25 protein-coding genes are annotated in these 25,214 nt (G+C 67.4%); 17 read left to right on the top strand and 8 right to left on the bottom strand.

The window, feature by feature from the left end; all coding sequences use genetic code 11:
• The first annotated feature begins 65 nt into the window (after positions 1-65).
• On the top strand, positions 66-557 hold the full coding sequence (locus tag G6N18_RS08530) for a hypothetical protein (protein ID WP_234806156.1): 492 nt from the start codon (positions 66-68) through the stop codon (positions 555-557).
• Positions 558-676: 119 nt separating this feature from the next.
• Here the strand turns inward: G6N18_RS08530 and G6N18_RS08525 are convergent, their stop codons facing one another.
• The 3 genes from G6N18_RS08525 to G6N18_RS08515 form a co-directional block, all read right to left on the bottom strand.
• Positions 677-1,723 (bottom strand): NAD(P)-dependent alcohol dehydrogenase, encoded by a 1,047-nt coding sequence (locus tag G6N18_RS08525; RefSeq protein ID WP_083001926.1) that lies wholly within the window; start codon positions 1,721-1,723, stop codon positions 677-679.
• 119 nt (positions 1,724-1,842) lie between these two features.
• Positions 1,843-2,118 (bottom strand): YciI family protein, encoded by a 276-nt coding sequence (locus G6N18_RS08520; RefSeq protein ID WP_083001925.1) that lies wholly within the window; start codon positions 2,116-2,118, stop codon positions 1,843-1,845.
• Between the two features lie 10 nt (positions 2,119-2,128).
• On the bottom strand, positions 2,129-3,244 hold the full coding sequence (locus tag G6N18_RS08515; RefSeq protein ID WP_083001923.1) for an iron-siderophore ABC transporter substrate-binding protein: 1,116 nt from the start codon (positions 3,242-3,244) through the stop codon (positions 2,129-2,131).
• 161 nt (positions 3,245-3,405) lie between these two features.
• Between G6N18_RS08515 and ctaD the strand changes: the two genes are divergently transcribed.
• Positions 3,406-5,136: an aa3-type cytochrome oxidase subunit I gene (gene ctaD / locus G6N18_RS08510; protein WP_067214244.1), complete on the top strand. Its 1,731-nt coding sequence runs from the start codon at positions 3,406-3,408 to the stop codon at positions 5,134-5,136.
• A gap of 25 nt (positions 5,137-5,161) precedes the next feature.
• Complete coding sequence (gene serB / locus G6N18_RS08505) at positions 5,162-6,397, top strand: phosphoserine phosphatase SerB (protein WP_067214245.1); 1,236 nt, start codon at positions 5,162-5,164, stop codon at positions 6,395-6,397.
• A gap of 19 nt (positions 6,398-6,416) precedes the next feature.
• Here serB and yczR read toward each other — a convergent pair whose 3' ends face one another.
• The gene (yczR, locus tag G6N18_RS08500; protein WP_083001921.1) at positions 6,417-7,859 is read right to left on the bottom strand and encodes a MocR-like transcription factor YczR; all 1,443 of its coding nucleotides are present in this window, start codon (positions 7,857-7,859) and stop codon (positions 6,417-6,419) included.
• A gap of 63 nt (positions 7,860-7,922) precedes the next feature.
• On the opposite strand from yczR, the gene G6N18_RS24230 reads away from it, so the two are divergent.
• The 7 genes from G6N18_RS24230 to G6N18_RS08470 all read left to right on the top strand — a co-directional run bounded on the left by G6N18_RS24230 (position 7,923) and on the right by G6N18_RS08470 (position 13,408).
• Positions 7,923-8,078: a hypothetical protein gene (locus G6N18_RS24230; RefSeq protein ID WP_165757342.1), complete on the top strand. Its 156-nt coding sequence runs from the start codon at positions 7,923-7,925 to the stop codon at positions 8,076-8,078.
• 92 nt (positions 8,079-8,170) lie between these two features.
• Entirely contained in the window at positions 8,171-9,013 is an 843-nt protein-coding gene (locus G6N18_RS08495; RefSeq protein ID WP_083001920.1) for an ABC transporter ATP-binding protein, read from the top strand.
• Positions 9,010-9,855: an NUDIX hydrolase gene (locus G6N18_RS08490; RefSeq protein ID WP_083001918.1), complete on the top strand. Its 846-nt coding sequence runs from the start codon at positions 9,010-9,012 to the stop codon at positions 9,853-9,855. Before G6N18_RS08495 ends, G6N18_RS08490 begins: the two co-directional genes overlap by 4 nt.
• Complete coding sequence (locus G6N18_RS08485; protein ID WP_083001917.1) at positions 9,852-10,499, top strand: enoyl-CoA hydratase; 648 nt, start codon at positions 9,852-9,854, stop codon at positions 10,497-10,499. Before G6N18_RS08490 ends, G6N18_RS08485 begins: the two co-directional genes overlap by 4 nt.
• A gap of 11 nt (positions 10,500-10,510) precedes the next feature.
• Positions 10,511-11,485: a class I SAM-dependent methyltransferase gene (locus tag G6N18_RS08480; RefSeq protein ID WP_067214234.1), complete on the top strand. Its 975-nt coding sequence runs from the start codon at positions 10,511-10,513 to the stop codon at positions 11,483-11,485.
• Positions 11,482-12,651: a class I SAM-dependent methyltransferase gene (locus G6N18_RS08475; RefSeq protein ID WP_407663559.1), complete on the top strand. Its 1,170-nt coding sequence runs from the start codon at positions 11,482-11,484 to the stop codon at positions 12,649-12,651. Before G6N18_RS08480 ends, G6N18_RS08475 begins: the two co-directional genes overlap by 4 nt.
• Before the next feature lie 64 nt (positions 12,652-12,715).
• Positions 12,716-13,408: an esterase gene (locus tag G6N18_RS08470; RefSeq protein ID WP_067214235.1), complete on the top strand. Its 693-nt coding sequence runs from the start codon at positions 12,716-12,718 to the stop codon at positions 13,406-13,408.
• A 2-nt stretch (positions 13,409-13,410) separates the two neighbouring features.
• Here the strand turns inward: G6N18_RS08470 and G6N18_RS08465 are convergent, their stop codons facing one another.
• Positions 13,411-14,715: a BamB-related PQQ repeat family beta-propellar protein gene (locus G6N18_RS08465; protein WP_083001915.1), complete on the bottom strand. Its 1,305-nt coding sequence runs from the start codon at positions 14,713-14,715 to the stop codon at positions 13,411-13,413.
• Positions 14,716-14,796: 81 nt separating this feature from the next.
• Here G6N18_RS08465 and G6N18_RS08460 point away from each other — a divergent pair, with 81 nt between their 5' ends.
• Positions 14,797-15,534 carry an acyltransferase gene (locus G6N18_RS08460; protein ID WP_067214237.1) on the top strand — a complete coding sequence of 246 codons (738 nt, stop codon included), beginning with the start codon at positions 14,797-14,799 and terminating at the stop codon, positions 15,532-15,534.
• Positions 15,535-15,816: 282 nt separating this feature from the next.
• Positions 15,817-16,812 carry an IniB N-terminal domain-containing protein gene (locus tag G6N18_RS24720; RefSeq protein WP_163689832.1) on the top strand — a complete coding sequence of 332 codons (996 nt, stop codon included), beginning with the start codon at positions 15,817-15,819 and terminating at the stop codon, positions 16,810-16,812.
• Between the two features lie 96 nt (positions 16,813-16,908).
• On the opposite strand, the gene G6N18_RS08450 is transcribed toward G6N18_RS24720, so the two are convergent.
• The 3 genes from G6N18_RS08450 to G6N18_RS08440 form a co-directional block, all read right to left on the bottom strand.
• Positions 16,909-18,150, bottom strand: coding sequence for a glycosyltransferase family 4 protein (locus G6N18_RS08450; RefSeq protein ID WP_083006194.1), 1,242 nt, complete (start codon positions 18,148-18,150; stop codon positions 16,909-16,911).
• 94 nt (positions 18,151-18,244) lie between these two features.
• Positions 18,245-19,750 (bottom strand): 1,4-alpha-glucan branching protein domain-containing protein, encoded by a 1,506-nt coding sequence (locus G6N18_RS08445; RefSeq protein ID WP_083006130.1) that lies wholly within the window; start codon positions 19,748-19,750, stop codon positions 18,245-18,247.
• Positions 19,751-19,773: 23 nt separating this feature from the next.
• Entirely contained in the window at positions 19,774-20,553 is a 780-nt protein-coding gene (locus G6N18_RS08440) for a class I SAM-dependent methyltransferase (RefSeq protein WP_067216811.1), read from the bottom strand.
• A 195-nt stretch (positions 20,554-20,748) separates the two neighbouring features.
• Between G6N18_RS08440 and G6N18_RS08435 the strand changes: the two genes are divergently transcribed.
• The 5 genes from G6N18_RS08435 to G6N18_RS08415 all read left to right on the top strand — a co-directional run bounded on the left by G6N18_RS08435 (position 20,749) and on the right by G6N18_RS08415 (position 25,174).
• Positions 20,749-21,540, top strand: coding sequence for an electron transfer flavoprotein subunit beta/FixA family protein (locus G6N18_RS08435; protein WP_067216809.1), 792 nt, complete (start codon positions 20,749-20,751; stop codon positions 21,538-21,540).
• Positions 21,541-21,583: 43 nt separating this feature from the next.
• Positions 21,584-22,540, top strand: coding sequence for an electron transfer flavoprotein subunit alpha/FixB family protein (locus G6N18_RS08430; protein ID WP_067216806.1), 957 nt, complete (start codon positions 21,584-21,586; stop codon positions 22,538-22,540).
• A 118-nt stretch (positions 22,541-22,658) separates the two neighbouring features.
• Complete coding sequence (locus G6N18_RS08425) at positions 22,659-23,405, top strand: SDR family oxidoreductase (RefSeq protein ID WP_067216803.1); 747 nt, start codon at positions 22,659-22,661, stop codon at positions 23,403-23,405.
• A 99-nt stretch (positions 23,406-23,504) separates the two neighbouring features.
• Complete coding sequence (locus G6N18_RS08420) at positions 23,505-24,347, top strand: GNAT family N-acetyltransferase (RefSeq protein ID WP_083006196.1); 843 nt, start codon at positions 23,505-23,507, stop codon at positions 24,345-24,347.
• Positions 24,344-25,174, top strand: coding sequence for a lysophospholipid acyltransferase family protein (locus tag G6N18_RS08415; RefSeq protein WP_083006132.1), 831 nt, complete (start codon positions 24,344-24,346; stop codon positions 25,172-25,174). Before G6N18_RS08420 ends, G6N18_RS08415 begins: the two co-directional genes overlap by 4 nt.
• The last annotated feature ends 40 nt before the right edge of the window (positions 25,175-25,214 follow it).

Below are 25,214 nucleotides of genomic sequence, written 5' to 3'. Positions count from 1 at the left end.
GCGCTGCGGTTGGCAGACACTGAGAGCTTCAGATCGCGGGAAACCGGCCTGTCATGATCACCACCGTGAGAGCATTTCCGGCTGAAGGTGAGGCGGGTGACGTGGAGACAGGCATGATCCGGCGGGCATTGACGGCTTTAGGTGCGTCCATCTTGGGTGCGGTGATCTTCGCACCCCCGGCGGCAGCTGATGCCGGGCAGCAGGTGCTACTCGACTCCGGCGCGGTGCGGTGCCTGCTGAGCGCGGATGAAGTGACGTTCGGCGGCGGACCGGTGACGGTATGCGCGCTGACGAACGGCCAGCCGTGGGGTATGGCGCCTTACGAGACGTCCAAGTGGAACGAGCGGCTGAACCTCGCCGTCGTGCGGGGGACCGGCGAGTTCTACTGGGATAGAGGCCTTATCGCCGACCCAGCGGCCCCACCTGTGTCGGTGGACGGGCAGACGTATCAGGTCAACGGCTGGACTGTCCAGCCGGAGGATCTACGCACACGCATCACCTACGACAGCACGGGCCACGGCTTCTTCATCAACGCGGCAGAAATCCGCGGGTTCTGACGCGCGACTGCCGGTCGAAACTGCAGAGAGATCACAACTTTCGCGGAAATCGCGATCTCGCTGCAGTTTCGGTGAATCAAGCCGGCAGTTTCAGCGAAAAGCCCGCAGGGCTGGGCGAATCAAGCCCGCAGTGACTCGGTGTCGATCACGAAGCGGTACCGCACATCGCTGGCCAATACCCGCTCGTACGCCTCGTTGATGTAGTCCGGCTTGATGACCTCGATTTCCGGCAGCACCCCGTGCTGGGCGCAGAAATCGAGCATCTCCTGCGTTTCGGCGATACCACCGATCAACGAACCGGCGATGCGGCGTCGACCGAAGATCAGCGCGCCGGCGGGTACCGACATCGGGTTCTCCGGCATCCCTAATTCCACCAACGTGCCGTCGAGTTTGAGCAATCCGAGATAGCCGGCCAGATCGAGGTTGGCCGACACCGTGTTCAGGATCAGGTCGAACGATCCGCGGAGTTTGGTGAAGGTCTCGGGATCGGAGGTGGCGTAGTACTCGTCGGCGCCGAGACGCAGCCCGTCCTCCATCTTCTTCAGCGACTGGCTCAGCACCGTCACGTGCGCGCCCATCGCGTGCGCAAGCTTGACGCCCATATGTCCCAGCCCGCCGAGCCCGACGATCGCCACCCGGGTGCCTGGACCCGCATTCCAATGTCGCAGAGGCGAATACAGCGTGATGCCCGCGCACAGCAGCGGCGCGGCAGCGTCCAGCCGCAGGCCGTCGGGGATGCGTAGCACATAGTTCTCGTCCACCACGATCGCGCCGCTGTAACCGCCCTGCGTCGGCTCACCGTCGCGACCGACAGCGTTGTAGGTGCCGATCATGCCCTTCGCGCAGTACTGTTCCTCGCCGGCGCGGCACTGCGCGCATTCGCGGCAGGAGTCGACGAAACAGCCGACGCCGACGCGGTCGCCCACTCTGAACTTGGTTACCTCGGCACCGACCTGGGTGACGACGCCCGCGATCTCATGCCCGGGCACCAGCGGATAGGTCGCCCGGCCCCACTCGTCGCGAACGGTGTGGATGTCGGAGTGACAGATGCCCGAGAAATGGATGTCGAACGCCACGTCGTGCGGCCCCACCTCGCGGCGGGTGATCGTGTTTTTGGTGAGCGGTTCGGTCGGCGATGGTGCGGCATATGCGGTAACGGTGCTCATAAACGGCCTTCTTTGCTTCGAGTGACTATCGAGAAACCGCCGCTAATCGGTGCGACGGACCCGCTACGACAACGGTTCAGCGCACCGCGTTCATTCCGGGTCGAGCTGTGAGATCCGCCCTACAGTCCCGGCGCGCGGAACGCGCCGTTGAACGACAGTCGTTCGTAGCTGGCGACATCGGCCAGCGTGTACGGGTCGCGGTCGATGATGTCCTGGGCCGCGTCGGCATCGATGTCGCCCGTGATCAGCACAGCGCCGGACTCGTCCTCCTGGCGGCCGGCCAGCACGATTCGGCCCGCGCTGACCTCGTTCTTGAGCCATTCGAGGTGGGCTGGCCTGGTCTGGTTGACGACCTCGGGCGGCTGCAGATAGGTCGACTTCAGGACGTGGAACACGACACGAACGCTAGTTGATCGGGGCGTTGAGCCAGCGCAGGTCGGCGAGGATCCCCCGGGCGGCGACAATGCCCTTTCCGGTCTGCCACACCTCGTTGTTGACCGCGAAGACCCGCCCGTCGCGCATGGCGCTGAGCCTTTTCCACGCGTCGCTCTCCAGCACCTCCGGCGCGTGCTCCCGGGCCGCGTCCGACTCGAACGACAGGTAGACGATGTCACCGTCGGCGATGGACAGGTCGGGATTGTCGGCCAGGTCCTTGTCGCTGATCCCCACCTCGACGTAGGGCCTGTCGGTGAAGCGTTGCGTCGCAGGGCGATCGACGCCGACGTCGGAAAGCACGCTGCCCGGGAACGTGTCGACGCCGTACACCCGCATCGTGGTGTCGGTGAACTGCACGACCGACGCCTGAAAATGGGTGGCGTCGTTGTCGGCGCCGGTCCTGTCGGCGGCTCGGTGAAACTCCTCGACCAGACCGTTGGCGGCGTCCTGGCGTCCGGTCGCCGCGCCCACCGTGCGCAGATTGTCCTGCCACGCCGGCCCGGGCGGCCCGGTGAACACCGTGGGCGCGATCTCCGACAGCGCGCCGAACGCTTCGGGCGTCAGCGCCTGCGAACCGAGGATCAGCTCGGGCGCCGCGGCCCGGATTGCGTCCATGTCGGGGGCGCTGCGGGTGCCGGCGCCGGGTACGTCGTGAATGACCTGACCGAGGTACGACGGCTGGCTGTCCGACCCGTCGGGCAACGCGGCCGCCACCACACGCGACTGCAACCCCAGGGCGCACAGCGCATCGAGCTGGTCACCGGAGAGGACAACGATGCGCTGCGGGTCGGCGGGAACGCGGGTCTCGCCCGCCGCATGACGCACCATCCGGTCCGGCGGCCCCGGATCCACCGGCGTGGGCTCGGGTGCGCAGGACTCGTCCGGCCTGCGCTCGTTGCCCAGCACCCCGGCGCCGGCGATTTTCGTCGTACTGGTCACGATCGACTGCGGTGCGGCGGTGCCGGGGGCGTCCCCGCCGGGGGAGCCGCAACCGCTGACCACAGTCACGCCGATTGCCGTGGCGATCGCCGCCAGACTGAGCGTCCGCCCCGCCACAAGACCCCTTCGCGGTCCGCTGATCAGCACGTCGCCGACGGTAACATCCGGCCAGTTCCGGGGCGGTGAGGCGACGTGGAGGCTCGAATACGACACTATGTAGGACCGCCCCCGCCCTGCCCGTGAGACGGCAGCTAGGATTCATCGAGAAAACCGCGGGGATGTCCCGACCTGGATGTATGGAGGACCTGTTGGTAGCCGAAGCGCCCCCAATCGGAGAACTCGAGGCACGGCGTCCGTTCCCGGAGCGACTCGGTCCCAAGGGCAACCTGGTCTACAAGCTCATCACCACCACCGATCACAAGATGATCGGCATCATGTACTGCGTCGCCTGCTTCATCTTCTTCTTCATCGGCGGGCTGATGGCGCTGTTCATGCGCACCGAGCTGGCGATGCCGGGCCTGCAGTTCCTGTCGAACGAACAGTTCAACCAGCTGTTCACCATGCACGGCACGGTGATGCTGCTGTTCTACGCGACCCCGATCGTGTTCGGGTTCGCCAACCTGGTGCTGCCGCTGCAGATCGGCGCGCCGGACGTGGCGTTCCCGCGGCTCAACGCCCTGTCGTTCTGGCTGTTCGTCTTCGGCGCATTGATCGCCATCTCCGGCTTCATCACCCCGGGCGGCGCGGCGGACTTCGGTTGGACCGCGTACGCGCCGCTGAGCAATGCCATCCACTCGCCCGGCGCCGGCGGAGACCTGTGGATCCTGGGCTTGGCCATATCAGGTCTGGGCACCATCCTCGGCGGGGTCAACATGATCACCACCGTGGTGTGCATGCGCGCGCCCGGCATGACGATGTTCCGGATGCCGGTGTTCACCTGGAACATCCTGGTGACGTCGATCCTGGTGCTGCTGGCCTTCCCGCTGTTGACCGCGGCGCTGTTCGGACTGGCCGCCGACCGCCATCTCGGCGCGCACATCTACGACCCGGCCAACGGTGGCGTGCTGCTGTATCAGCACCTGTTCTGGTACTTCGGCCACCCCGAGGTGTACATCATCGCGTTGCCGTTCTTCGGGATTGTCAGCGAGATCTTCCCGGTGTTCAGCCGCAAGCCGATCTTTGGCTACACCACGTTGATCTACGCGACCATTTCGATTGCCGCACTGTCCATCGCGGTGTGGGCGCACCACATGTATGCCACCGGCGCCGTGCTGCTGCCGTTCTTCTCGTTCATGACGTTCCTGATCGCGGTGCCGACGGGCATCAAGTTCTTCAACTGGATCGGCACGATGTGGAAGGGCCAGTTGACGTTCGAGACGCCGATGCTGTTCTCGGTCGGCTTCCTGCTGACCTTCCTGCTCGGTGGCCTCTCCGGCGTGTTGTTGGCCAGCCCGCCGCTGGACTTCCACGTCACCGACAGCTACTTCGTCATCGCGCACTTCCACTACGTGCTGTTCGGCACCATCGTGTTCGCCACCTACGCGGGCATCTATTTCTGGTTCCCGAAGATGACCGGTCGACTGCTCGACGAGCGGCTCGGCAAGCTGCACTTCTGGTTGACGTTCATCGGCTTCCACACCACCTTCCTGGTGCAGCACTGGGTCGGCGACGAGGGTATGCCGCGGCGCTACGCGGACTACCTGCCGACGGACGGGTTCACCACGCTCAACGTAGTCTCGACCATCGGCGCGTTCATCCTCGGCATCTCGACGCTGCCGTTCGTCTGGAACATCTTCAAGAGCTGGCGTTACGGCGAGCCGGTCACCGTCGACGACCCGTGGGGTTATGGCAACTCGCTGGAGTGGGCGACTTCGTGTCCGCCGCCGCGGCACAACTTCACCGAGCTGCCCCGGATCCGTTCGGAGCGGCCCGCTTTCGAATTGCACTACCCGCACATGGTGGAACGGATGCGCGCCGAAGCGCACGTGGGGCGCAGTCACGCTCACGCGGACTCGCGGCCCGTCGACCAATCCAGCTGACGATAGGCCGCGAACGGGGGTGAGTATGCCGTCGCGCGCGCGCTCGTCGCTGTTGATCACGGTGACGGGGCGGGACCGCCCCGGCGTCACGTCGGCGCTTTTCGAGGTGTTGTCGCGGCATCAGGTCGAGTTGCTCAACGTCGAGCAGGTCGTGATCCGCGGTCGGCTGACGCTGGGAGTGCTGGTCGCGGGACCGGCCGAGGTGGCCGGCGGTGCCGAGCTGCGCGACGCGGTGACAGCGGCGATCCACGACGTCGGGTTGGACGTCACGATCGAGCCCAGTGACGACGAGCCTGTCCTGCGTGAGCCCTCCACACACACCATCGTCGTGCTCGGCCGTCCCATCACGGCCGAGGTGTTCGGCGTGGTCGCCCGTGAGCTTGCGAGGCTGAAGGTCAACATCGACTTCATCCGCGGCGTATCCGATTACCCGGTAACCGGATTGGAGCTGCGCGTGTCGGTGGCCGACCAAGCGGTCTACGAACAGCTTCAGAAGGCACTGGCACACGTCGCGGTCACCGAGGAAATCGACATCGCGCTCGAGGACTACAGCCTGACGCGACGAGCCAAGCGGCTCATCGTATTCGACGTCGACTCGACTCTGATCCAGGGCGAGGTGATCGAGATGCTGGCCGCACGCGTGGGTGCGCAGGCCGCCGTCGCCGAGGTCACCGAGGCCGCCATGCGTGGGGAACTCGACTTCGCCGAATCGCTGCACCGGCGCGTGGCGACGCTGGCGGACCTTCCTGCGACGGTGCTCGACGACGTCGCCGAACAGATCGAGTTGACCCCCGGAGCCCGGACCACGGTGCGCACGTTGCGGCGGTTGGGATATCACTGCGGCATCGTGTCGGGTGGCTTCCGGCAGGTCGTCGAACCGCTCGCACACGAGCTGATGATGGATTTCGTCGCGGCCAACGAACTCGAGATCGTCGACGGCAAGCTGACCGGGCGGGTCATCGGCCCCGTCATCGACCGGGCCGGAAAAGCCAAGGCGCTGCGCGATTTCGCGCAACAAGCCGGCGTGCCGATGGAGCAAACGGTCGCCGTCGGCGACGGCGCCAACGACATCGACATGCTCGCGGCCGCGGGCCTCGGCGTGGCCTTCAACGCCAAGCCGGCGCTGCGGGAGGTCGCCGACACCTCGCTGAGCCATCCGTATCTGGACACCGTGCTGTTCATTCTCGGCATCACCCGCGGCGAGATCGAGGCCGCCGATGCCCTCGACGGCCTGGTGCGCCGGGTCGACATCCCGGACTAGAACCCGCGCGGGAGATTTACTAGACCACGACGGTCGTCGGCTCCGGGGCGGAGAGCCCGGTGACGCTGTGCCACGCCCGCGCCAGCAGTTCCACCGCCTCGCTCAACTGCTCTTCGGGCAGCGCGTACGGCACTCGTACGAACCGCTCGAGCGTGCCGTCCACGCCGAATCGCGGGCCGGCGGGCAGGTCGAGGCCGAGTCGGGAGGCGGCGGCAGACAGCGCGGTGCTCATCGGTGCGGGGAGCCGCACCCACAACGACATGCCACCCACTCCCGGGCCGGGTTGCCAGTCGTGCAGGTGCTGGCTCAGAAGGTTCTGGAGGTGGGCGCGACGGCTGCGCAGAATTGCACGTCGCTCCGGCAGCACATCATCGTGTCGAGCGAGAAGCCTTGCGGCGGCGCATTGTTCGAGTACCGCCGTGCCCATGTCGACCGACGGGCGGAGCGCGGCGATGGTGGCGATCGTCGCGCGTTCCGCGCGGATCCAGCCGACCCGCAGCCCACCCCAGAACGACTTCGACATCGAACCGACGGTGAGCACCAGATCGCGTCGCGACGTCATCTCGGCCGCGATCGGCCCGGGCACCGGTTCGTCCAGCCACATGTCGAGGATGGTCTCGTCGATGACGGTGCGGGTCCGGGTCTCGGAGATGATGCGCGCCAACCGTTTACGGTCCGCCGCGGGCATGGTCAGCCCGGTGGGGTTCTGGTTGTCCGGAATCAGATACGCCAGGCTTGGCGACAGTTGGTGCACTGCGCTCTGCACCGCGTCGAGGTCCCAGCCCGTGTCGGTCATCGCGACCGGGACCGGACGCGCTCCGGCAGTCGTGATCGACGACAACGCACCGTGATAGGTGGGCTGCTCGACGAGCACGCGATCGCCCGGTTGGACATAGGTGGTCAGGATCAGCCCGATGGCGTGCAGCGCGCCCGTCGTCACCATGATCTCATCCGGTTCGGTCAGAAGGCCGCGCTCACAGTATCTTTTGGCGATGGCCTGGCGCAGTGCGGTGACGCCGACCAGTTCGTGTCCCGGCCCGTGCAGATACGGCGTCACGTCGTGGGTGGCCTCGACGAATGCCTCCATCACCGAGGCGGCGGGGGCGGACAGCGCCGCGGCGGCCAAGCTCACCGCCGGTGGGATGGTCTCGGGGCGCGCCGCCGGCGCGGTGGGTAACGCGGTGGTGCTACGCGCTCCGCGGCGGGCGATGAGGTAGCCGTCCTCACGCAGCTGGGTGTAGGCGGCGGTGACGGTCGTGCGAGACACCCGCAGCACATCGGCGAGCGCGCGTTCGCTGGGCAGTCGCGCGCCCACGGGCACGCGCCCGTCGACGATGAGCAACCGGATTGCATCGGCCAAGCCCCGATAGGCCGGACCGCTGCGACTGGACGTCCGCCAGTTACCCAGCTCGCGAACCAGGAGGTCCACATCGAGCGCACGTGCAGGGATTTCGATCGTCATTACAGGCCAGTATGGCGTAACTGGCTATTGAAGAGCAAGCCAGTCGTCGCGACTATGAAGGCCATGAGCACCAACTGGATCTCTCGGATGAGTCGGCGGCTTGCCAAGCTCTTCATCTGGCACCCGCCGATCGCGTACACCGACTATCAGGACCGCGACGCCGAGCGGATGGCCCGCGAGCTCGAGCTGATTCGGTTGCGCTTCCCACATCATGCGTAGCGGGGGTTCGCCTCGCGGGCGGGCAGCTCGGGTGCGCGAACAGCCGACGGGCGAGCACGAGCGCACCGAAATCGGCTGACTACGATGAGCGGGTGCCCGCCACCGAAGGAGATGCAGCCGACCCCGATGTGCTGATCGACTTCGCCAAGGTGTCGCTGCGGCGCGGCGGTCAGGTCCTGGTCGGGCCCATCACCTGGGCGGTCGAACTCGACGAACGCTGGGTGGTGATCGGTCCCAACGGTGCCGGTAAGACCTCGCTGCTGCGCATCGCCGCCGCACTGGAATATCCGTCGTCGGGGACGGCGTACGTGCTCGGCGAGCGACTCGGCCGCACGGACATGACCGAATTGCGGGCCCGCGTCGGACTCAGCAGTTCGGCGCTCTCGCAGCGGGTGCCCGACGGCGAGGTAGTGCGCGATCTGGTGGTCTCCGCCGGCTACGCGGTGCTGGGCCGGTGGCGCGAGCAGTACGACGACACCGACTACGAGCAGGCCGTCGACATGCTCGAGAGTGTCGGTGCCGAGCACCTGGCCGAACGCACGTACGGCACCTTGTCCGAAGGCGAGCGCAAGCGGGTGCTGATCGCGCGGTCGATGATGACCGACCCCGAACTGCTGTTGCTCGACGAACCCGCCGCCGGCCTGGACCTCGGCGGGCGTGAGGAACTCCTGGCCCGAATGGAGGACCTGGCGGCCGACCCGGACTCGCCGGCGATGGTGCTGGTGACCCACCACGTCGAGGAGATTCCGCGCGGCTTCTCCCACGGTCTGATCCTGTCCGAGGGCAAGGTCGTCGACTCGGGCCTGCTACCTGACGTGCTGACCGCCGAGAACCTGTCCAAGGCGTTCGGCCAGGCGATCACGCTCGAGGTCGTGGACGGTCGGTACTTCGCGCGGCGCGCCAGGAGCCGGGCCGCACACAGGAGGCGAGCATGAGAGACCAACCGGCAGACGAACCACTGACGCCGCGGCCGGCCGCGACCGTGATGCTGATCCGCGACAAGCATCCCGGACTCGAGGTGTTCCTGATGCGGCGGCACTCGGCGATGGATTTCGTCGCCGGGGTGATGGTGTTTCCCGGCGGCGGTGTCGACGACCGCGACCGCAACGCCGACATCGCCTGGTTCGGTCCCGAACCCGCCTGGTGGGCAATGCGTTTCGGCGTCGAGACCGATCTGGCGCAGGCGCTGGTGTGCGCCGCGGCGCGCGAGACGTTCGAGGAGTCGGGGGTGTTGTTCGCCGGTGCGGCCGACGATCCCGACGTGCTTGTCGACGACGCCTCGGTCTACCGCGCGGCGCGCGCCGACCTGGTGAATCGGTCGCTGTCGTTCGCCGACTTCCTGCGCCGCGAGAACCTGGTGCTGCGCGCCGATCTGCTTCGGCCGTGGGCGAACTGGGTGACGCCGAAGGAGGAACGCACCCGCCGTTACGACACCTACTTTTTCGTCGGGGCGCTGCCGGAAGGCCAACTCGCCGACGGCGAGAACACCGAGACCGACAAGGCCGACTGGATTACGCCGCACGAAGCGCTCGAGGACTTCGCCGACGGACGGACTTTCCTGCTTCCGCCCACGTGGACCCAGCTCGACTCGCTCGACGGCCGCACGGTCGCCGAAGTGCTTGCGGTGGAACGCCAGATCGTGTCGGTGACACCTCATTTGGCGGCCAACAAGGACACCGGCAACTGGGAGATCGAGTTCTTCAACAGCGACCGGTACAACGCCGCCCGCAACCGTCGTGCGCCGCAGGGCTACGGATCCGATACGCGCCAGGCATGAGCGAGTTCGTCTCCGTCCACACCAGCGATGAGCAACCCGGCATCGCCACGCTGTTGCTGTCGCGGCCACCGACCAACGCGCTCACCCGGCAGGTGTACCGCGAACTGGCCGCCGCCGCTCACAGCGTCGGGTGCCGCGACGACGTGCACGCCGTGATCGTCTTCGGCGGCCACGAGATCTTCTCCGCCGGCGACGACGTACCCGAACTGCGCACGCTGGACCCCGACGAAGCCGCCGCGGCCGCACGGGTCTGCCGGGATGCGGTCGACGCGCTGGCGGCTATCCCCAAGCCCACCGTCGCGGCCATCACGGGCTACGCCCTGGGTGGCGGGCTGACGCTGGCGCTGGGCGCCGACTGGCGAATCTCGGGTGACAACGTCAAGTTCGGCCTGACGGAGATCCTGGCCGGTCGGGTGCCCGCGGGCGGTACGTCGCGGCTGGCCCGCACCGTCGGCCTGAGCAAGGCCAAGGAAATGGTGTTCAGCGGCCGGTTCGTCGACGCCAAGGAGGCGTTCTCCCTGGGTCTGATCGACCAGATGGTGGCGCCCGACGGCGTGTACGACGCGGCGGTCGCCTGGGCGCGGCGGTTCGTCGAACATCCGCCGCAGGTACTGGCTGCCGCCAAGGCCACCTTCGACAATTAGGCTGCCCTGTTATGACGAGTATCGATCCTGCGCCAAACCCCCATGCCACCGCGGAGGAGGTGGAGGCGGCCCGCCACGACTCGAAACTCGCCCAGGTGCTCTATCACGACTGGGAGGCCGAGAGCTACGACGACAAGTGGTCGATCTCCTACGACAAACGCTGCGTGGACTACGCCCGCGACCTGTTCGACGCAACCGTGCCGTTCTCCGAACAACGCAAGCTGCCCTATGACCGGGCGTTGGAGCTGGGCTGCGGCAGCGGGTTCTTCCTGCTGAACCTGATCCAGGCCGGGGTCGCGCGGCGCGGTTCGGTGACCGACCTGTCGCCGGGCATGGTCAAGGTGGCCGTGCGCAACGGCGAGAACCTCGGCCTCGAGGTCGACGGCCGGGTCGCCGACGCCGAGGGCATCCCGTACGAGGACGACAGCTTCGACCTGGTGGTCGGGCACGCGGTGCTGCACCACATCCCCGATGTCGAACTGTCGCTGCGGGAAGTGGTGCGGGTGCTCAAGCCGGGCGGGCGATTCATCTTCGCCGGCGAGCCGACGAACGCGGGCGAGAACTACGCGCGTCCGCTGTCGACGTTGACGTGGCGGGCGGTGACGAATGTGACGAGGCTGCCGGGGTTGTCGGGTTGGCGCCGGCCGCAGGCCGAACTCGACGAGTCGTCACGCGCGGCCGCGTTGGAGGCGGTCGTCGACCTGCACACCTTCTCACCCGCCGACCTGGAACGCATGGCAGGCAACGCAGGCGCCGTCGAGGTGTCCACCGCCACCACCGAGTTCACCGCCGCGATGCTCGGCTGGCCGCTGCGTACCTTCGAGGCAGCGGTGCCGCCGGACCGGTTGAGCTGGGGCTGGGCCAAATTCGCGTTCAGCAGCTGGATAGCGTTGTCCTGGGTGGACCACAACATCTGGCGTCAGGTGGTGCCGAAGAGCTGGTTTTACAACGTCATGGTGACGGGGGTCAAGCCGCCCGCGAAGTGACTGTCGCGTTCGGCGTCGAGGACGTCGACTACCTGCGCAGCGAGGCCGGCGTCGACGCTTTGCGGGAGATTGCCGCACTGCGGCTGACGAGTGCGACGCTGGTCTCCGACATCGCCTCGGCGCGAGCACGTTTCGGTGAGCGCGCCGCGATCCTGGTCGAGACCACGCTGCTGCGCAGAAAGGCGACCGCGAAACTCTCTCGCCCCGACGACTGGCTGTTCACCGACGAGGCGCTGCAGCAGGCCACCGCCGAACCGGTCGCCCGTCACCGCGCCCGACGGCTGGCCGGTGCGCGTGTGCATGACGCGACCTGCTCGATCGGCACCGAGCTTGCCGCGCTGCGCGATTCGGCTGCGCTCCTGGTCGGCAGCGACATCGATCCGGTCCGACTCGCGATGGCTCGCAACAACGTTGCCGGCGTGGATGTCTGCCGCGCGGATGCGCTCCGACCGGTAACGCGTGGCACCGTCATCGTGCTCGACCCCGCGCGACGCAGCGGCGGACGGCGCCGGTTCGACCCGCGGGACTACACACCCGCCCTCGACGAGCTTCTCGAGGTGTACCGGGGTCGCGACGTGGCCGTCAAGTGCGCTCCGGGAATCGATTTCGACGCCGTGACACGACTGGGCTTCGACGGTGAGATCGAAGTGACCTCGCTGGCCGGCAGTGTGCGCGAAGCGTGTTTGTGGTCGGCCGGACTGGCGGGCTCGGGCGTGCGGCGCCGAGCCACGATATTGGACACCGGCGAAGAGGTCACCGACGCCGAACCCGATGAGTGCGCGGTGTCGCCGGCCGGGCGGTGGATCATCGACCCCGACGGCGCAATCGTGCGCGCGGGCCTGGTGCGGCACTTCGCGGCGCGCCACGGTCTGTGGCAACTCGACCGCGACATCGCGTACCTGTCGGGGAACCGGTTACCGGAGGGGGTACGGGGCTTCGAGGTGCTCGAAGAGATACCGTTCAGCGAACGACGGCTGCGCCAGGCGCTTTCGGCACGTGATGTCGGCGCGCTCGAGATCCTGGTCCGTGGTGTCGATGTCGACCCCGACCCACTACGCCCGCGGCTTCGCCTGCGTGGCACACAGCAAGCTTCGGTGGTCATCGCCCGCATCGGAGCCGGGGGCGCAAGTAGGGCAACGGCATTCATTTGCCGTTCGTCGCGCTGACCGCACACGTATTGTGGCGGTGATGCCGGTATCCAGACCGGTGCCGGCTGCAAGGACGTCGACAATGCGCATTCTCAGGTGGACTGCCCCGTTCGCGGTCGCCGCTGTCGTGGGTGTCATCGCCGCTTCGGGTGCGGGCGCGCAAACCGGGTGCGCCGACCTCCAAGGGACCGTCGGGCCGGACCAGATATGCCGGGTACACGTCGAGAACCCGACGTACACCGTCGATTTGAGCTATCCGAACGATTACCCCGACCAAGCGCCTCTGGTGGACTATCTGAAGAAGATCCGCGACGGGTTCATCAACGTCGCCCAGAATCCCGACGCCTACAACCTGCCCTACGAACTCGACGCCGAGGGCATCGGCTACCGATCGGGGCCGCCGACCGCGGGCACCCGCAGCGTGGTCTTCACCGTCTGGCAGAACGTCGGGGGTGTGCGCCCGCAGACCTTCTACCAGGCGTTCAACTGGGACGTCGCCAAGAAGGCGCCGATCACCTTCGACACCCTGTTCAAGCCGGGCACCAAGCCGTTGGAGGTGATCTATCCCGAGATCGACCAGTACCTGCAGAGGCAGGGCATGATCGAGCCGGTGCCGCCCGGCGACGGCATGGACCCCGCTAACTACCAGAACTTTGCGTTGACCGACGATTCGCTGATCTTCTTCTTCAGCCAGGGTGAACTGTTCGCCGAATCCGCCGGTCCGGTTCAGGCGACCGTGCCGCGCGCCGCCGTGGCGCCGCTGCTCGCGCTCTAGGTCTAGGCGGGCGCGAAGCCGTACACCACACCGTCACTGGTGGCGGTGACGACGCGTCCGTCGTTCCCGACTGAGACGCCGACCGGCCAGCCGGTCGCCCTCGGCAGCGGATAGGTGTTGAGCGTGCGGCCGTCGGCGGGATCGAAGACCAGCAGCGCCTGGCCGACGTCGTCTCCGGCGCCGTCGCGGGTGACGGTGTAGGCGACGTCCGGGCCGGACCAGCTCGATGTCGTCAGCGGCCCGACGTCATCGCGGGTCCAGAGCACCTCGCCGCGGTCGCCGTCGTCTTTGATCCCGACCAACTTTGCGCCCGGGCCGCCGCCCGCCACGATCAGCCCGTCGGGTGACACCGACGGCGGAGTCTGCGCGAGGTAGTCGAGCGGAACCGACCACTTGGCCTTTCCGTCGGCGGCGTTCAGCGCCCACAGCCGCTCGTCGCGGCCGTTGATGTACACCGTCGACCCGTCGGCCGAGAAGACCGGGCTGGCCAGGGGACCGCCGCCGACGGCGTCGCTGGTCCACTCCCGGGTGAGCAGCGGTGTCTGGCCCGGCTGGTACCGCAACCCGACGACGATGGGCTTGTCGGCGTTGGGCTCCCAGAGGCTGAGCGCGATGGTCCGGGTCGCGGCCGCGAAGGCCGGCGCGGCGGCCACCGGGCACCGGGGTCGGGCGGGGCGGCAGTCGGCGAGCCCGCGCTCGGGGTCCTTGGGGTCGACACCGGCGACCAGGTCCACCGGACTGCCCACCACGGTGCCCCGGTGGGCGTCGAAGACCAGTACCTGACCCAGATGTGTCACGACCAGCAGGTGGCCCGGATTGAGGATGCGGGCGGTGGTCGGCATCCCGATGACCGGTTGGCGCCAGCGGATCCACTGCGTCGGCGGGAACGACAGCATGGCGCCGGGCTGTCCGATGTAGAGGTTGTCGAACCCATCAAAGAGCGGACTCGAAAAGCCGCCGCCCTGCACGAGCCGGGTGCACCACCGCTGCCGCGCGTTGTTGTCGGCCTCCCACACCATCAAGGAGCATCCGGCGGATGTCTGCGCGTTGACGGCCAGGTAGCTGCCCGATGCCAGCGCGACGGCGGCCGCGAGATCGCCCTTGACCGAGCGGGTCCACTCCAGGCGTAGCGTCTCGGCGCCGGCCCGCGGTTGGTAACTGCTGTTGCCGGCGTCGCGGTACTGGGCCGCCCAGCTGTCAGCGGCCTTCGCCTCGACCCAGGAGTCGGTGTTTTGACACCCTGCCAATGTGGCCGTGATCAGCGCTGTCAGTAAAGAAACAGCCAGCACGGTCAATCGCCGGAACACTCGATCCTTTCCCGTTCCTCGTCTTGAGTCCACGTGAGGGTAACCGTTCGGGATGTGATCGCTCGCGTAGGCTTTCCGGCCATGACGACGATGTGGGGCGCGCCGTTACACAAGCGCTGGCGCGGGTCGCGGTTGCGCGACCCGAGACAGGCGAAGTTCCTCACGCTGGCCTCGCTGAAGTGGGTGGTGGCCAACCGCGCGTACACGCCGTGGTATCTGGTGCGGTACTGGCGGTTGCTGAAGTTCAAGCTGCGCAATCCGCACATCATCACCCGCGGCATGGTGTTCCTCGGCAAGGGCGTGGAGATCGAGGCGACGCCGGAGTTGTCGACGATGGAGATCGGCCGCTGGGTCCACATCGGCGACAAGAACACCATCCGCTGTCATGAGGGTTCGCTGCGGTTCGGCGACAAGGTCGTGCTCGGCCGCGACAACGTGATCAACACTTACCTCGACATCGAGTTGGGCGACTCGGTGTTGATGGCCGACTGGTGCTACATCTGCGACTTCGACCACCGCATGGACGACATCAACGTGCCGATCAAGGACCAGGGCATCGTCAAGGGCCCGGTGCGGATCGGGCCCGACACCTGGGTCGGGGTGAAGGTGACGGTGCTGCGCAACACCACGATCGGGCGTGGATGCGTCCTGGGGTCGCACGCGGTCGTGCGAGGCGACGTCCCCGATTACGCGATCGCGGTCGGCGCTCCGGCGAAGGTGGTCAAGAACCGCCAACTCGCGTGGGAGACATCGGCAGCGCAGCGTGCGGAACTCGCCGCGGCGCTGGCCGACATCGAACGCAAGAAGGCCTCGCGCTAGCGGTCCTTCGCCATTTTGCGTATTGCGTTTTTGCGCGACCGTGCGTGTGTGCATACGACACGCCGCCGGAATTCAGCAGTTTGCGCACGCTCGCGCGCACTGTTCTGTCCCCGCGACCCCCTAATCCCCTAACGGAGACGGGTTGTCGAACCTGTACGGCGCGTTGCAGCAAGGGGGCGGCGACCCGTTTCGCCGGGTTTTCCGAATCCATAACGTTTCGACCAGTTCACCGGACGGCCCGGTGACCAACTCCCAAGCGACACACTCGAAAGGACCACGGAGATGACGAACGTACTCGATTGGATTCTGAACCTGTTCCGCGACGAGGTTTCGGCCCAGGCCTTCCTCGATGACCCGGCTCGGGCAATGTGTAGTGCCGGCGTGCCGAACGTCTCTGCGGCGCAACTGCAGCAGGCGGCCACCGTGGCGCCGGCTGCGGTGGTGCATGGTGGGGGTGATCCGGTGCTGGGTTTGCAGCAGGCGGTGGCCCAGACTCATGGGATCGCGTTCGCTCCGCAGCGCCAGACCGATCTGTGGTCGAACAACGACACCCTGAGCCACAACGACACGCGGTTTTTGAGCCCGGAGACCACCACCGTCAGTCATGCCGGTGAGGATCAGCAGCAGGGCATCGGCAATGTCGGGTTGGAGTTCGGTGACATCACCTTCGGTGACAAGACCACCAACACCGCCACCGACGGTGGTGTGGTCAACACCGGCACCGCCGGGGACATCGACGCCACCAACGTCGAGGGTGACGGCAACGTGGTCGGTGATGACAACGAGAACGTCAACACCGGTGACATCGAGGATTCCAACGTCAACATCGGCGAGGACAACGAGATCGACGACAGCGGCGATCAAAGCGCCGGTGGGGACATCATCTCCGACAACGAGGGCCCGGTGATCAACGACGTCGACATGAGCGGCGGTGCCGGTGGCGGCGCGGTCGGTGGCGATGGTGGCGGCGGGCTGATCGGGGTCGGCAACGACGGCGGCAACGCCGCGGGCGGTGCCGGTGGTGCCGGTGGCGGCATCGTGATCAACGACAGCGACACGAGCACCACCAACGTCGATGGCAACCAGACCACCGTCGGAGACATCGACGGCGGGGTGTCCGGCGGCATCTCCGGGGGCTCGAGTGTGGAGGACAACTCGGTGGACAACTCGGTGGACAATTCCGTCGACAACTCCGGGCAGGACAACTCGGTCGACAACTCCGGTCAGGTCAACACCGATGTCGATGTCGACACCACCGTCGACGCCGGCCTGTTCTGACCCACAACCACACAGCGCAACTGGCGGGGATCAAACCACGATCCCCGCCAGTTGGCATGACCGCGAACGGAATTGGCGGCCGCACCGCCGTGGGATCTAGCGACCCGGCAGCGCGTGCTCGACGATCGCGCGGCGCCGGTGCGGTTCGCGTTCCCGCCGTTTGGCCGCCAGGTACACCTGCGCAGTTTCATCTGCGATCGTGTGCCATTCGAATTCGGAGGTCAGCCTTTCGCGGGCGGCGATCGCGCGCTGCTGAGCGGCCTGCGGATCATCGAGCACCGAGCGCACCGCCGCGGCGAGCGCGGCCACATCTCGCGGGGGATACGAGACGCCGGTCTGGCCGTCGATCACCGCTTCCCCCAACCCGCCGACGTCCGAGGTGACCAACGGAATCCCTGTCGCCGCGGCCTCCAAGGCCACGATGCCGAATGGCTCGTAGTGGCTGGGCAGTACGGCAGCGTCGGCGGTATGCAGCATTCGCACCAGTGCGTCGTGATCGAGATGGCCGGCGAACGACGTCGCCTTGAGCACCTTGTGTTTTCGCGCTTGTTCGACGAGCCAGTCCTGTTGAGTGCCTTCGCCTGCGATGGTCAGCGTCGTCCCGGGATGAGTACGCCGGATACGCGGCAGCGCCGCGATCGCGTCGTGAATGCCCTTCTCGTACTCGAGGCGGCCCAGGTACAGCAGGTGCGCGGATCCGGTGCGGGGCTGGCGTTCGGCGAAAGGCCAACGCGCGGCGTCTATTCCGTTGCGGATGACACGGGTCTCGGCCAAGCCGGGGCCGAACAGCTCGGTGATTTCGTCACTCATCGACCTCGAACACGTGATGAGCGAGTCGGATTCGTGCACCATCCAGGACTCCACCGCGTGCACCTGTCGGCTGATGCGGCCCGACACCCATCCCGAATGCCGGCCCGCCTCGGTGGCGTGAATTGTCGAAACCAGTGGTACGTCGAAGTATTCGGCGAGTGCGATCGACGGATGGGCGACCAGCCAGTCGTGTGCATGTACCACGTCGGGGCGCCACGGCCTGCCGCGTCGATCCCGGACGCCCAGGCCCGAGCGGACCATCGCGTGGCCCATCGCCAGGGTCCATGCCATCATGTCGCTTCCGAAGTCGAACTCGTGCGGGTCCTGCGCCGCCGCGATGACGCGCACCCCCTCGGCGATGTCATCGGTCGACGGATGGGTGCTGGGGTCGGTGTTCGTCGGACGACGGCTGAGTACTACGACCTCGTGGCCCGCCTCGGCCAACGCGGTCGCCAGGTGATGGACATGTCGGCCGAGCCCGCCGACGACCACCGGCGGGTACTCCCACGACACCATGAGGATCTTCATCGCGCGCTCACCGCCCGCGAACGTGCGCAAATTGCCCCATTCTCCGCGGCGTGTCGTGTGCGAACACGCACGCTCGCGAAAACGGGGACCGCCGTCATCTCGGTAACCGTCTGGCGTCGAGCGCGCCGAACAGGCCGTCGGCGCGGTTCCAGCCCGCGGCGAGGCGCTGGGCCTGTTCCTCGCGGCCGGACGCCAGCGCGTCGACGATCTCGCGGGTGGCGTGGGCGTGCAGATGCGCGCGGTAGCGCGCATAGTCGGCCGCGGAATCCTTGCTGACCATGAACGGCCAGTCGCTGGACACGGTGAGCAGCGTCTCCCGCAGGATCTGGTCGGCGACGAAATCCCGAGGGGTGGGCGCGCCGACTGACGCGTTCTGCTCCAGCGCCTTGTCGACGGTGGTCAGCGCGGTGTCGACGACCTCGGTGTTCAACTGCACCAGGTCGGCGACCTGCTCGCCCGCCCACACCTGCCAGTCCTTACCGGAACCCCAAGAGCTGGGCGGCAATTCGACCGGCGAGCCGATGTAACCGTCGTTCTTCGCGTCGGCCAGCGTGCCGACGCGCACACCGGCATCGGGCAGTGCGCGCAGCACCCGCTCGAGCCATACGGGGCCCTCGTACCACCAGTGGCCGAACAATTCGGTGTCGAACGCGGCGATGACGTGCGCGGGCCGTCCGATGCGTTCGCTCTCGTCGCGCAGTCGCTGCCGGACCACCTCGACGAAATCGGCGACATGGGAGTCGATTGCGCGGTCGGCACGCTCGGGGTCGTAGGGCGCCTTCGCCTCCGACGGCACATTGCGACCCGTCACCCTGGCCGGCTTGAGTCCGGTGGTGTGGTCGTAGGTGTGGAAGTCGCGATAGGCGGCATGCCCCGGATAGCCCGACTTCGGCGACCACACCCGGTAGCTGACCTGAAGATCGCGGCCGAATGCGACGACGTCGGACGCAGCGACCGGGCGGCCCAGTGCGGTGTCGCCGTGCAACGACGGCCCGTCGACCATGAAGTGGCCGATTCCCGCTGCGGCGTAATCGCTCTCCATCCCGGGCGCGTAGGCGCATTCGGGGGCCCAGATGCCGACGGGGGTATGGGCGAACCGCAGTCGGGCATCGGCCAGTCCCTCGCGAAGGGCGAACTCCCGCAGCCGCGGGTTGAGCAGCGGCTGGAACGGATGCGACAGCGGTCCGCCGAGCAGCTCGATGGTGTCGGCGTCGATCAGCTCGCGCAGCAGCGGGCTGCCGCCGTGGGACCACAGCGTCGCGAAGTCCTCGATCGCCTGCTCGGCTTCGGCGTGCTCGCGAAGGCCCAACTGCTGCAAGGGATTTCCGAGGGTGGTCGCCTCGAGCGCCCGCAGCTGCCAGTTCGCCAACCAGTGGTGCATACCCGTGAGGCAGTACGGATCGTCGAGTTGCGCGGTCACCACGGGCGTCATGCCCAGCGTCAGCTGATGCCGGCGGTCTTCGGCCGCCAGCGTCCGCAGCACCCGCATGAGCGGCAGGTACGCCGCCGACCACGACTGGTAGAGCCATTCCTCGCCGACGGGCCAGCGGCCGTGATGCGCCAGCCACGGCAGATGCGTGTGCAGGACGAAGGTGAACATCCCCGGTACGGGTTGCGCAGAAGTCACGGCGACACCGCGATCGCCACCAGGTCCAGGCTGTCATTGATGTCGCGGCTGTCGCGTCCGCCAGAATCCACCAGGTCGAAGTCGGCGCTGCGCACCGACGCCACGTCGGCGAGCAGGTCTTCGGGCCATGGCGCATCGGCCAGCGCGCGGGCGATCTGGGCGTCAATGAGCGATCCGCCGTGGCGGGCGTCGAGTTCGACGAGGCGCGGGCCGTGGAAGACGCCGAGCATCGCCTCCATCGAGAAACCGGCCTCGGTCAGTAGTTCGGTCAACTCGGCGGCGTTGAGCTCACGGGTGTGAAACGGGTTGATCGGCGTATCGCGGCCGGGGGAGAAGGTGATCCGGTTCGGCGTCGACATCAACAGGGTGCCGCCGGGACGCAGCACGCGGGCGCATTCGGCGACGAATTGCCCCTGATCCCAGAGGTGTTCGATGACCTGGAAGTTGACGACGACATCGACAGAGCGATCAGCAAGCGGAAGCTGGGCGAGGTTTCCCTGGCGCATGTCCACCCGCGGATACCGTGCGCGAACATGGGCGACCGCCGACTCGTCGTAGTCGAGACCGATCACGCGCCGGGCCACATCGGCGATCAGATCTGCGCCGTAACCCTCGCCGCAGCCGGCCTCGAGCACGTCGCGCTGCGCGCAGCGGTCGGACAGCCGCTCATAGACGACCTCGTGGCGGCGGAACCAGTAGTTCTCCTCCGCCAGTCCCGGAACCGTGCGTTCCCCGGTCAGCGGGAGGTCCGGACCGCCGGTAACAAATGCGCTCATTGCAAGGCAGGCTAACGTGAATCGGCCCACAGACGAACGGTTCACCGCCTACGTGCTGCTAGAACACGAACTTCGACCCGCTATGGTGTTCCTGCGAACCACCGCAAGTTACCGACGAGTAACATGTTGGTGGTTGCTCAAAGCGTGGTATTGCGGGCCGACCATCGGTCCCTTCGAGGAGGACGAACCAGACTCATGACGAACATCGTGGTCCTGATCAAACAGGTCCCTGACACCTGGTCGGAGCGCAAGCTGACCGACGGCGACTTCACCCTCGATCGGGAGGCCGCCGACGCGGTGCTCGACGAGATCAACGAGCGCGCAGTCGAGGAAGCGCTGCTCATCAAGGAGCGGGAAGGTGGCGACAGCACTGTGACGGTGCTCACAGCCGGTCCCGAGCGCGCCACCGAGGCCATCCGTAAGGCGTTGTCGATGGGTGCCGACAAGGCCGTGCACCTCGTCGACGACGGCATGCACGGCTCGGACATGGTGCAGACGGGCTGGGCCCTGGCCCGCGCGTTGGGCACCATCGAGGGCACCGAACTGGTCATCGCCGGCAACGAGGCCACCGACGGCACCAGCGGCGCGGTCCCCGCGATCATTGCCGAGTACCTGGGTCTGCCGCAGTTGACGCACCTGCGCAAGGTCACCGTCGAGGACGGCAAGGTGACCGGCGAGCGCGAGACCGACGACGGCGTGTTCACCGTCGAGGCGCCGCTGCCCGCCGTGGTGAGCGTCAACGAGAAGATCAACGAGCCTCGCTTCCCGTCCTTCAAGGGCATCATGGCCGCCAAGAAGAAGGAAGTCACCAAGCTGACGCTCGCCGAAATCGGTGTCGAGGCCGACGAGGTCGGTCTCGCCAACGCCGGTTCGAAGGTGCTCTCGTCGACACCGAAGCCGCCGAAGACCGCGGGTGAGAAGGTGACCGACGAAGGCGACGGCGGAACGAAGATCGCCGAGTACCTGGTCGCTCAAAAGATCATCTAGGGCGCGAAAAGACTTCCGAAAACAAGAGACGAGAGAAGAACTCATGGCTGAAGTACTCGTGCTCGTTGAGCACGCCGAAGGTGCGCTGAAGAAGGTCACCTCGGAGTTGATCACCGCGGCTCGCAAGCTCGGCGAGCCCTCGGCCGTCGTCGTCGGCGCGCCGGGCACTGCACAACCGCTCGTCGACGGTCTGAAGGCCGCCGGCGCGGCCAAGATCTACGTCGCCGAGTCCGACGACGCGGACAACTACCTGATCACGCCGCAGGTCGACGTGCTGGCTGCGCTGGTCGAGTCGGCCTCGCCGGCGGGCGTCCTGCTGTCCTCCAGCGCCGACGGCAAGGAGATCGCCGGTCGCCTGGCGGCCCGCATCGGCGCCGGTGTGCTGAGCGACGTTGTCGACGTCAAAGACGGTGGAGTGGGCGTTCACTCGATCTTCGGTGGTGCGTTCACCGTTGAGGCGGAGTCCACCGGTGAGGTCCCGGTGATCACGCTGCGCGCCGGGTCCGTCGACGCCGAACCCGCCGACGGCGCAGGCGAGGTCGTCGACATCGAGGTACCCGCGCAGGCGGAGAATGCGACGAAGATCACCAAGCGTGAGCCCGCCGTCGCGGGCGACCGCCCGGAACTGACCGAGGCCACCGTGGTCGTCTCGGGCGGTCGCGGTGTCGGCAGCGCCGAGAACTTCAACGTCGTGGAGGAACTGGCGGACTCGCTCGGTGGCGCCGTCGGCGCCTCGCGTGCGGCCGTCGACTCCGGCTACTACCCCGGCCAGTTCCAGGTCGGCCAGACCGGTAAGACGGTCTCGCCGCAGCTGTACATCGCACTGGGCATCTCGGGTGCGATCCAGCACCGCGCAGGCATGCAGACGTCCAAGACGATCATCGCGGTGAACAAGGACGAAGAGGCGCCGATCTTCGAGATCGCCGACCTCGGCATCGTCGGAGACCTGTTCAAGGTGACACCGCAGCTGACCGAGGCGGTCAAGGCCCGCAAGGGCTGATCCGTTTTCACGCAGAGCCCCCAGACGCGTCTGGGGGTTTTTGCGTTTCGGCGAGCGCCGACATCGCACACCGAGGTTTCGCATATCGGTACGGCTCAGAGGGCGCAGAATCTCGCACATGAAGATTACGGTTATCGGGGCCACCGGACAGATCGGTTCGAAAGTGGTCGACCTGCTCACCAACGACGGACATCAAGTGACCGCGGCATCGCTGTCCACCGGCGCCAACGTCGTCACCGGCGAGGGTCTCGACGAGGCGCTTTCGGGCGCGGATGTGCTTGTGGACGTGGTGAATTCGCCGTCGTTCGAGGACGGGCCGGTGGTGGACTTCTTCACTGCGTCGGCGCAGAACCTGGTGGCTGCTGCCCGACGCGGCGGGGTGGGCCATTATGTCGCCCTGTCCATCGTGGGCTGCGACAGACTGCCCGACAGCGGCTACATGCGCGCCAAGGTGGCACAAGAGAACGTCATCACCGACTCTGGGCTGCCGTACACGATCGTTCGCGCAACGCAGTTCCACGAGTTCGCAGGGGCGATCGTCGCTTCGCTGGAAGTCGACGGCGAAGTGAGGGTCCCGGACGGGCGTATCCAGCCGATTGCGGCCGCCGACGTCTCCGCCGAAGTCGCGCGGGCGGCCGAAGGCCGACCGGTCAACGGCGTCGTCAACATCGGCGGCCCAGACAAGATGAGCTTCGCTGACCTCGCGCACGCCGTGGTGGCCGAAAAGGGCGGAGATACGCCGGTAGTTATCGACGCGCAGGCCACCTACTTCGGCACCCGGATCGACGACTCGAGCCTGGTCACCGGCGACGATGGGGTCCTGTCGAGCGCTCGCTTCCTTGACTGGCTTTCCGCGAGCCGCTGATCGCCGACACGCTCTGCGGGACCGATTCGTCACCTAGCGCTCACGGACACGTCACGCGGTCGATGCCGCCCGGAGATGCGGCTGCGCGACCGTGCAGCCATGAGCAGTGCTTCTGTACTCATCGCCCCGGACGTAATCGACCACGGCGCGGCTCGGTCCGCGCCCCGCTACACCCTGTTGCTGTCGACCGACGCCACGCTCATCGAGGCCGCGCAGCGTCTGCGCCACGAGGTCTTCACCTCCGAACCCGGATTCGCGTTGCGCAGTGCCACCGGCGGCTTGGACGCCGACCGGTTCGACGAGCACTGCGACCACCTGCTGGTGCGCGAGGAGGGCTCCGGCGAGCTGGTCGGCTGCTATCGGATGCTGCCACCGGCCGGCGCGGTCGCCGCCGGAGGGTTGTACAGCGCGACCGAATTCGACGTTCGCGGGCTCGATTCGTTGCGTCCCGGCCTGGTCGAGATGGGCCGGGCGGTGGTACGGGCGGACCACCGCAACGGCGGGGTGGTGCTGCTGATGTGGGCCGGGATCCTGGCGTACCTCGACCGCTGCGGCTACGACTACGTGACCGGATGTGTGTCGGTACCTGTCCGGGGCCCCGACGACCAGCTGCCCGGAGCGCAGATCCGCGGAGTACGTGACTTCGTCCGCCGCCGGCACGCCGCCCCGGCGCAGTACACCGTGCATCCGTACCGGCCGGTGACCGTGGACGGCAGCCGGCTCGACGACATCGATCCACCCGCGCGGCTCGGCGTGCCCGCACTGATGCGGGGGTATCTGCGGCTCGGTGCCCAGGTCTGCGGCGAGCCCGCATACGATCCCGACTTCGGGGTGGGCGACTTCCCGGCGCTCCTCGACAAACGGCGCGCCGACATCAGATACCTGCGCAGGCTGAGGACGGTCGGGGCGGCCGCCGCCGTGGCCGACGGGATCGCCTCGTGAGCACCGCGAACTACTGGGTGCCGCGGGCGGCCTGCGACGCGAGCTGTGTCAGCGCCGCGGCCGGTCAGGCCGGTCGGCGGGTGGTCGTCACCTGCCGTGCTGCGCTGCGTCTCGTCCTCGCGGTGGCGCTGCTGGCGTTGGCGCCGCTGCTGGCGGTCCCCGTGCCGGGCCGATCCGGCCTCCAACGCGGCTACTGCCGGCTGCTGCTGCGCGGCCTCGGGGTGCGAACCACGGTGTCGGGCGGACCCATTCGCAATCTCAGCGGCGTCCTGGTGGTGAGCGGACATGTGTCCTGGGTGGACATCTTCGTGATCGGCTCGGTACTGCCGGGGCGGTTCGTCGCGAAATCGGAGCTCATCAACTGGCCCGGTCTCGGGCTGCTGGCCCGACTGTTGAAGGTGATACCGATCGAGCGGGGCAATCTGCGGCGGCTGCCCGATGTGGTGGACACCATCGCGAGCGGGCTGCGTGCGGGCCAGACCGTCGTGGCCTTTCCCGAGGGCACCACCTATTGCGGTCTGGGCTACGGCCAGTTCCGGCCCGCGATGTTCCAGGCCGCTGTCGACTCGGGCCGGCCGGTCCAACCGCTGCGGCTGAGCTACCACCACCGCGACGGCGCGGCGTCCACGGTCGCCGCCTATGTGGGCGACGACACACTGCTCGCGTCGATCCGCCGACTGATCACCGCGAAGCGCACCGTGGCACGGGTACGGGTCGAGTCTCTGCAGCTGCCCGGCACCGACCGTCGTGACCTGGCAACCCGCTGTGAGCGCGCGGTGCGCGGCGACACGACGCCACGCTCGGCCGGTCACGCGCTCGTGGCCTGAGCGGATCGGGGACCTACCGGCTCGGCGGCTATTCTTGACT

Origin of the sequence: Mycolicibacterium celeriflavum (genome assembly GCF_010731795.1) — a bacterium.
Taxonomy (GTDB): Bacteria; Actinomycetota; Actinomycetes; order Mycobacteriales; family Mycobacteriaceae; genus Mycobacterium; species Mycobacterium celeriflavum.
Note: the sequence above shows the minus strand (reverse complement) of the source record. Positions and strands in the feature narration are given on the sequence as shown.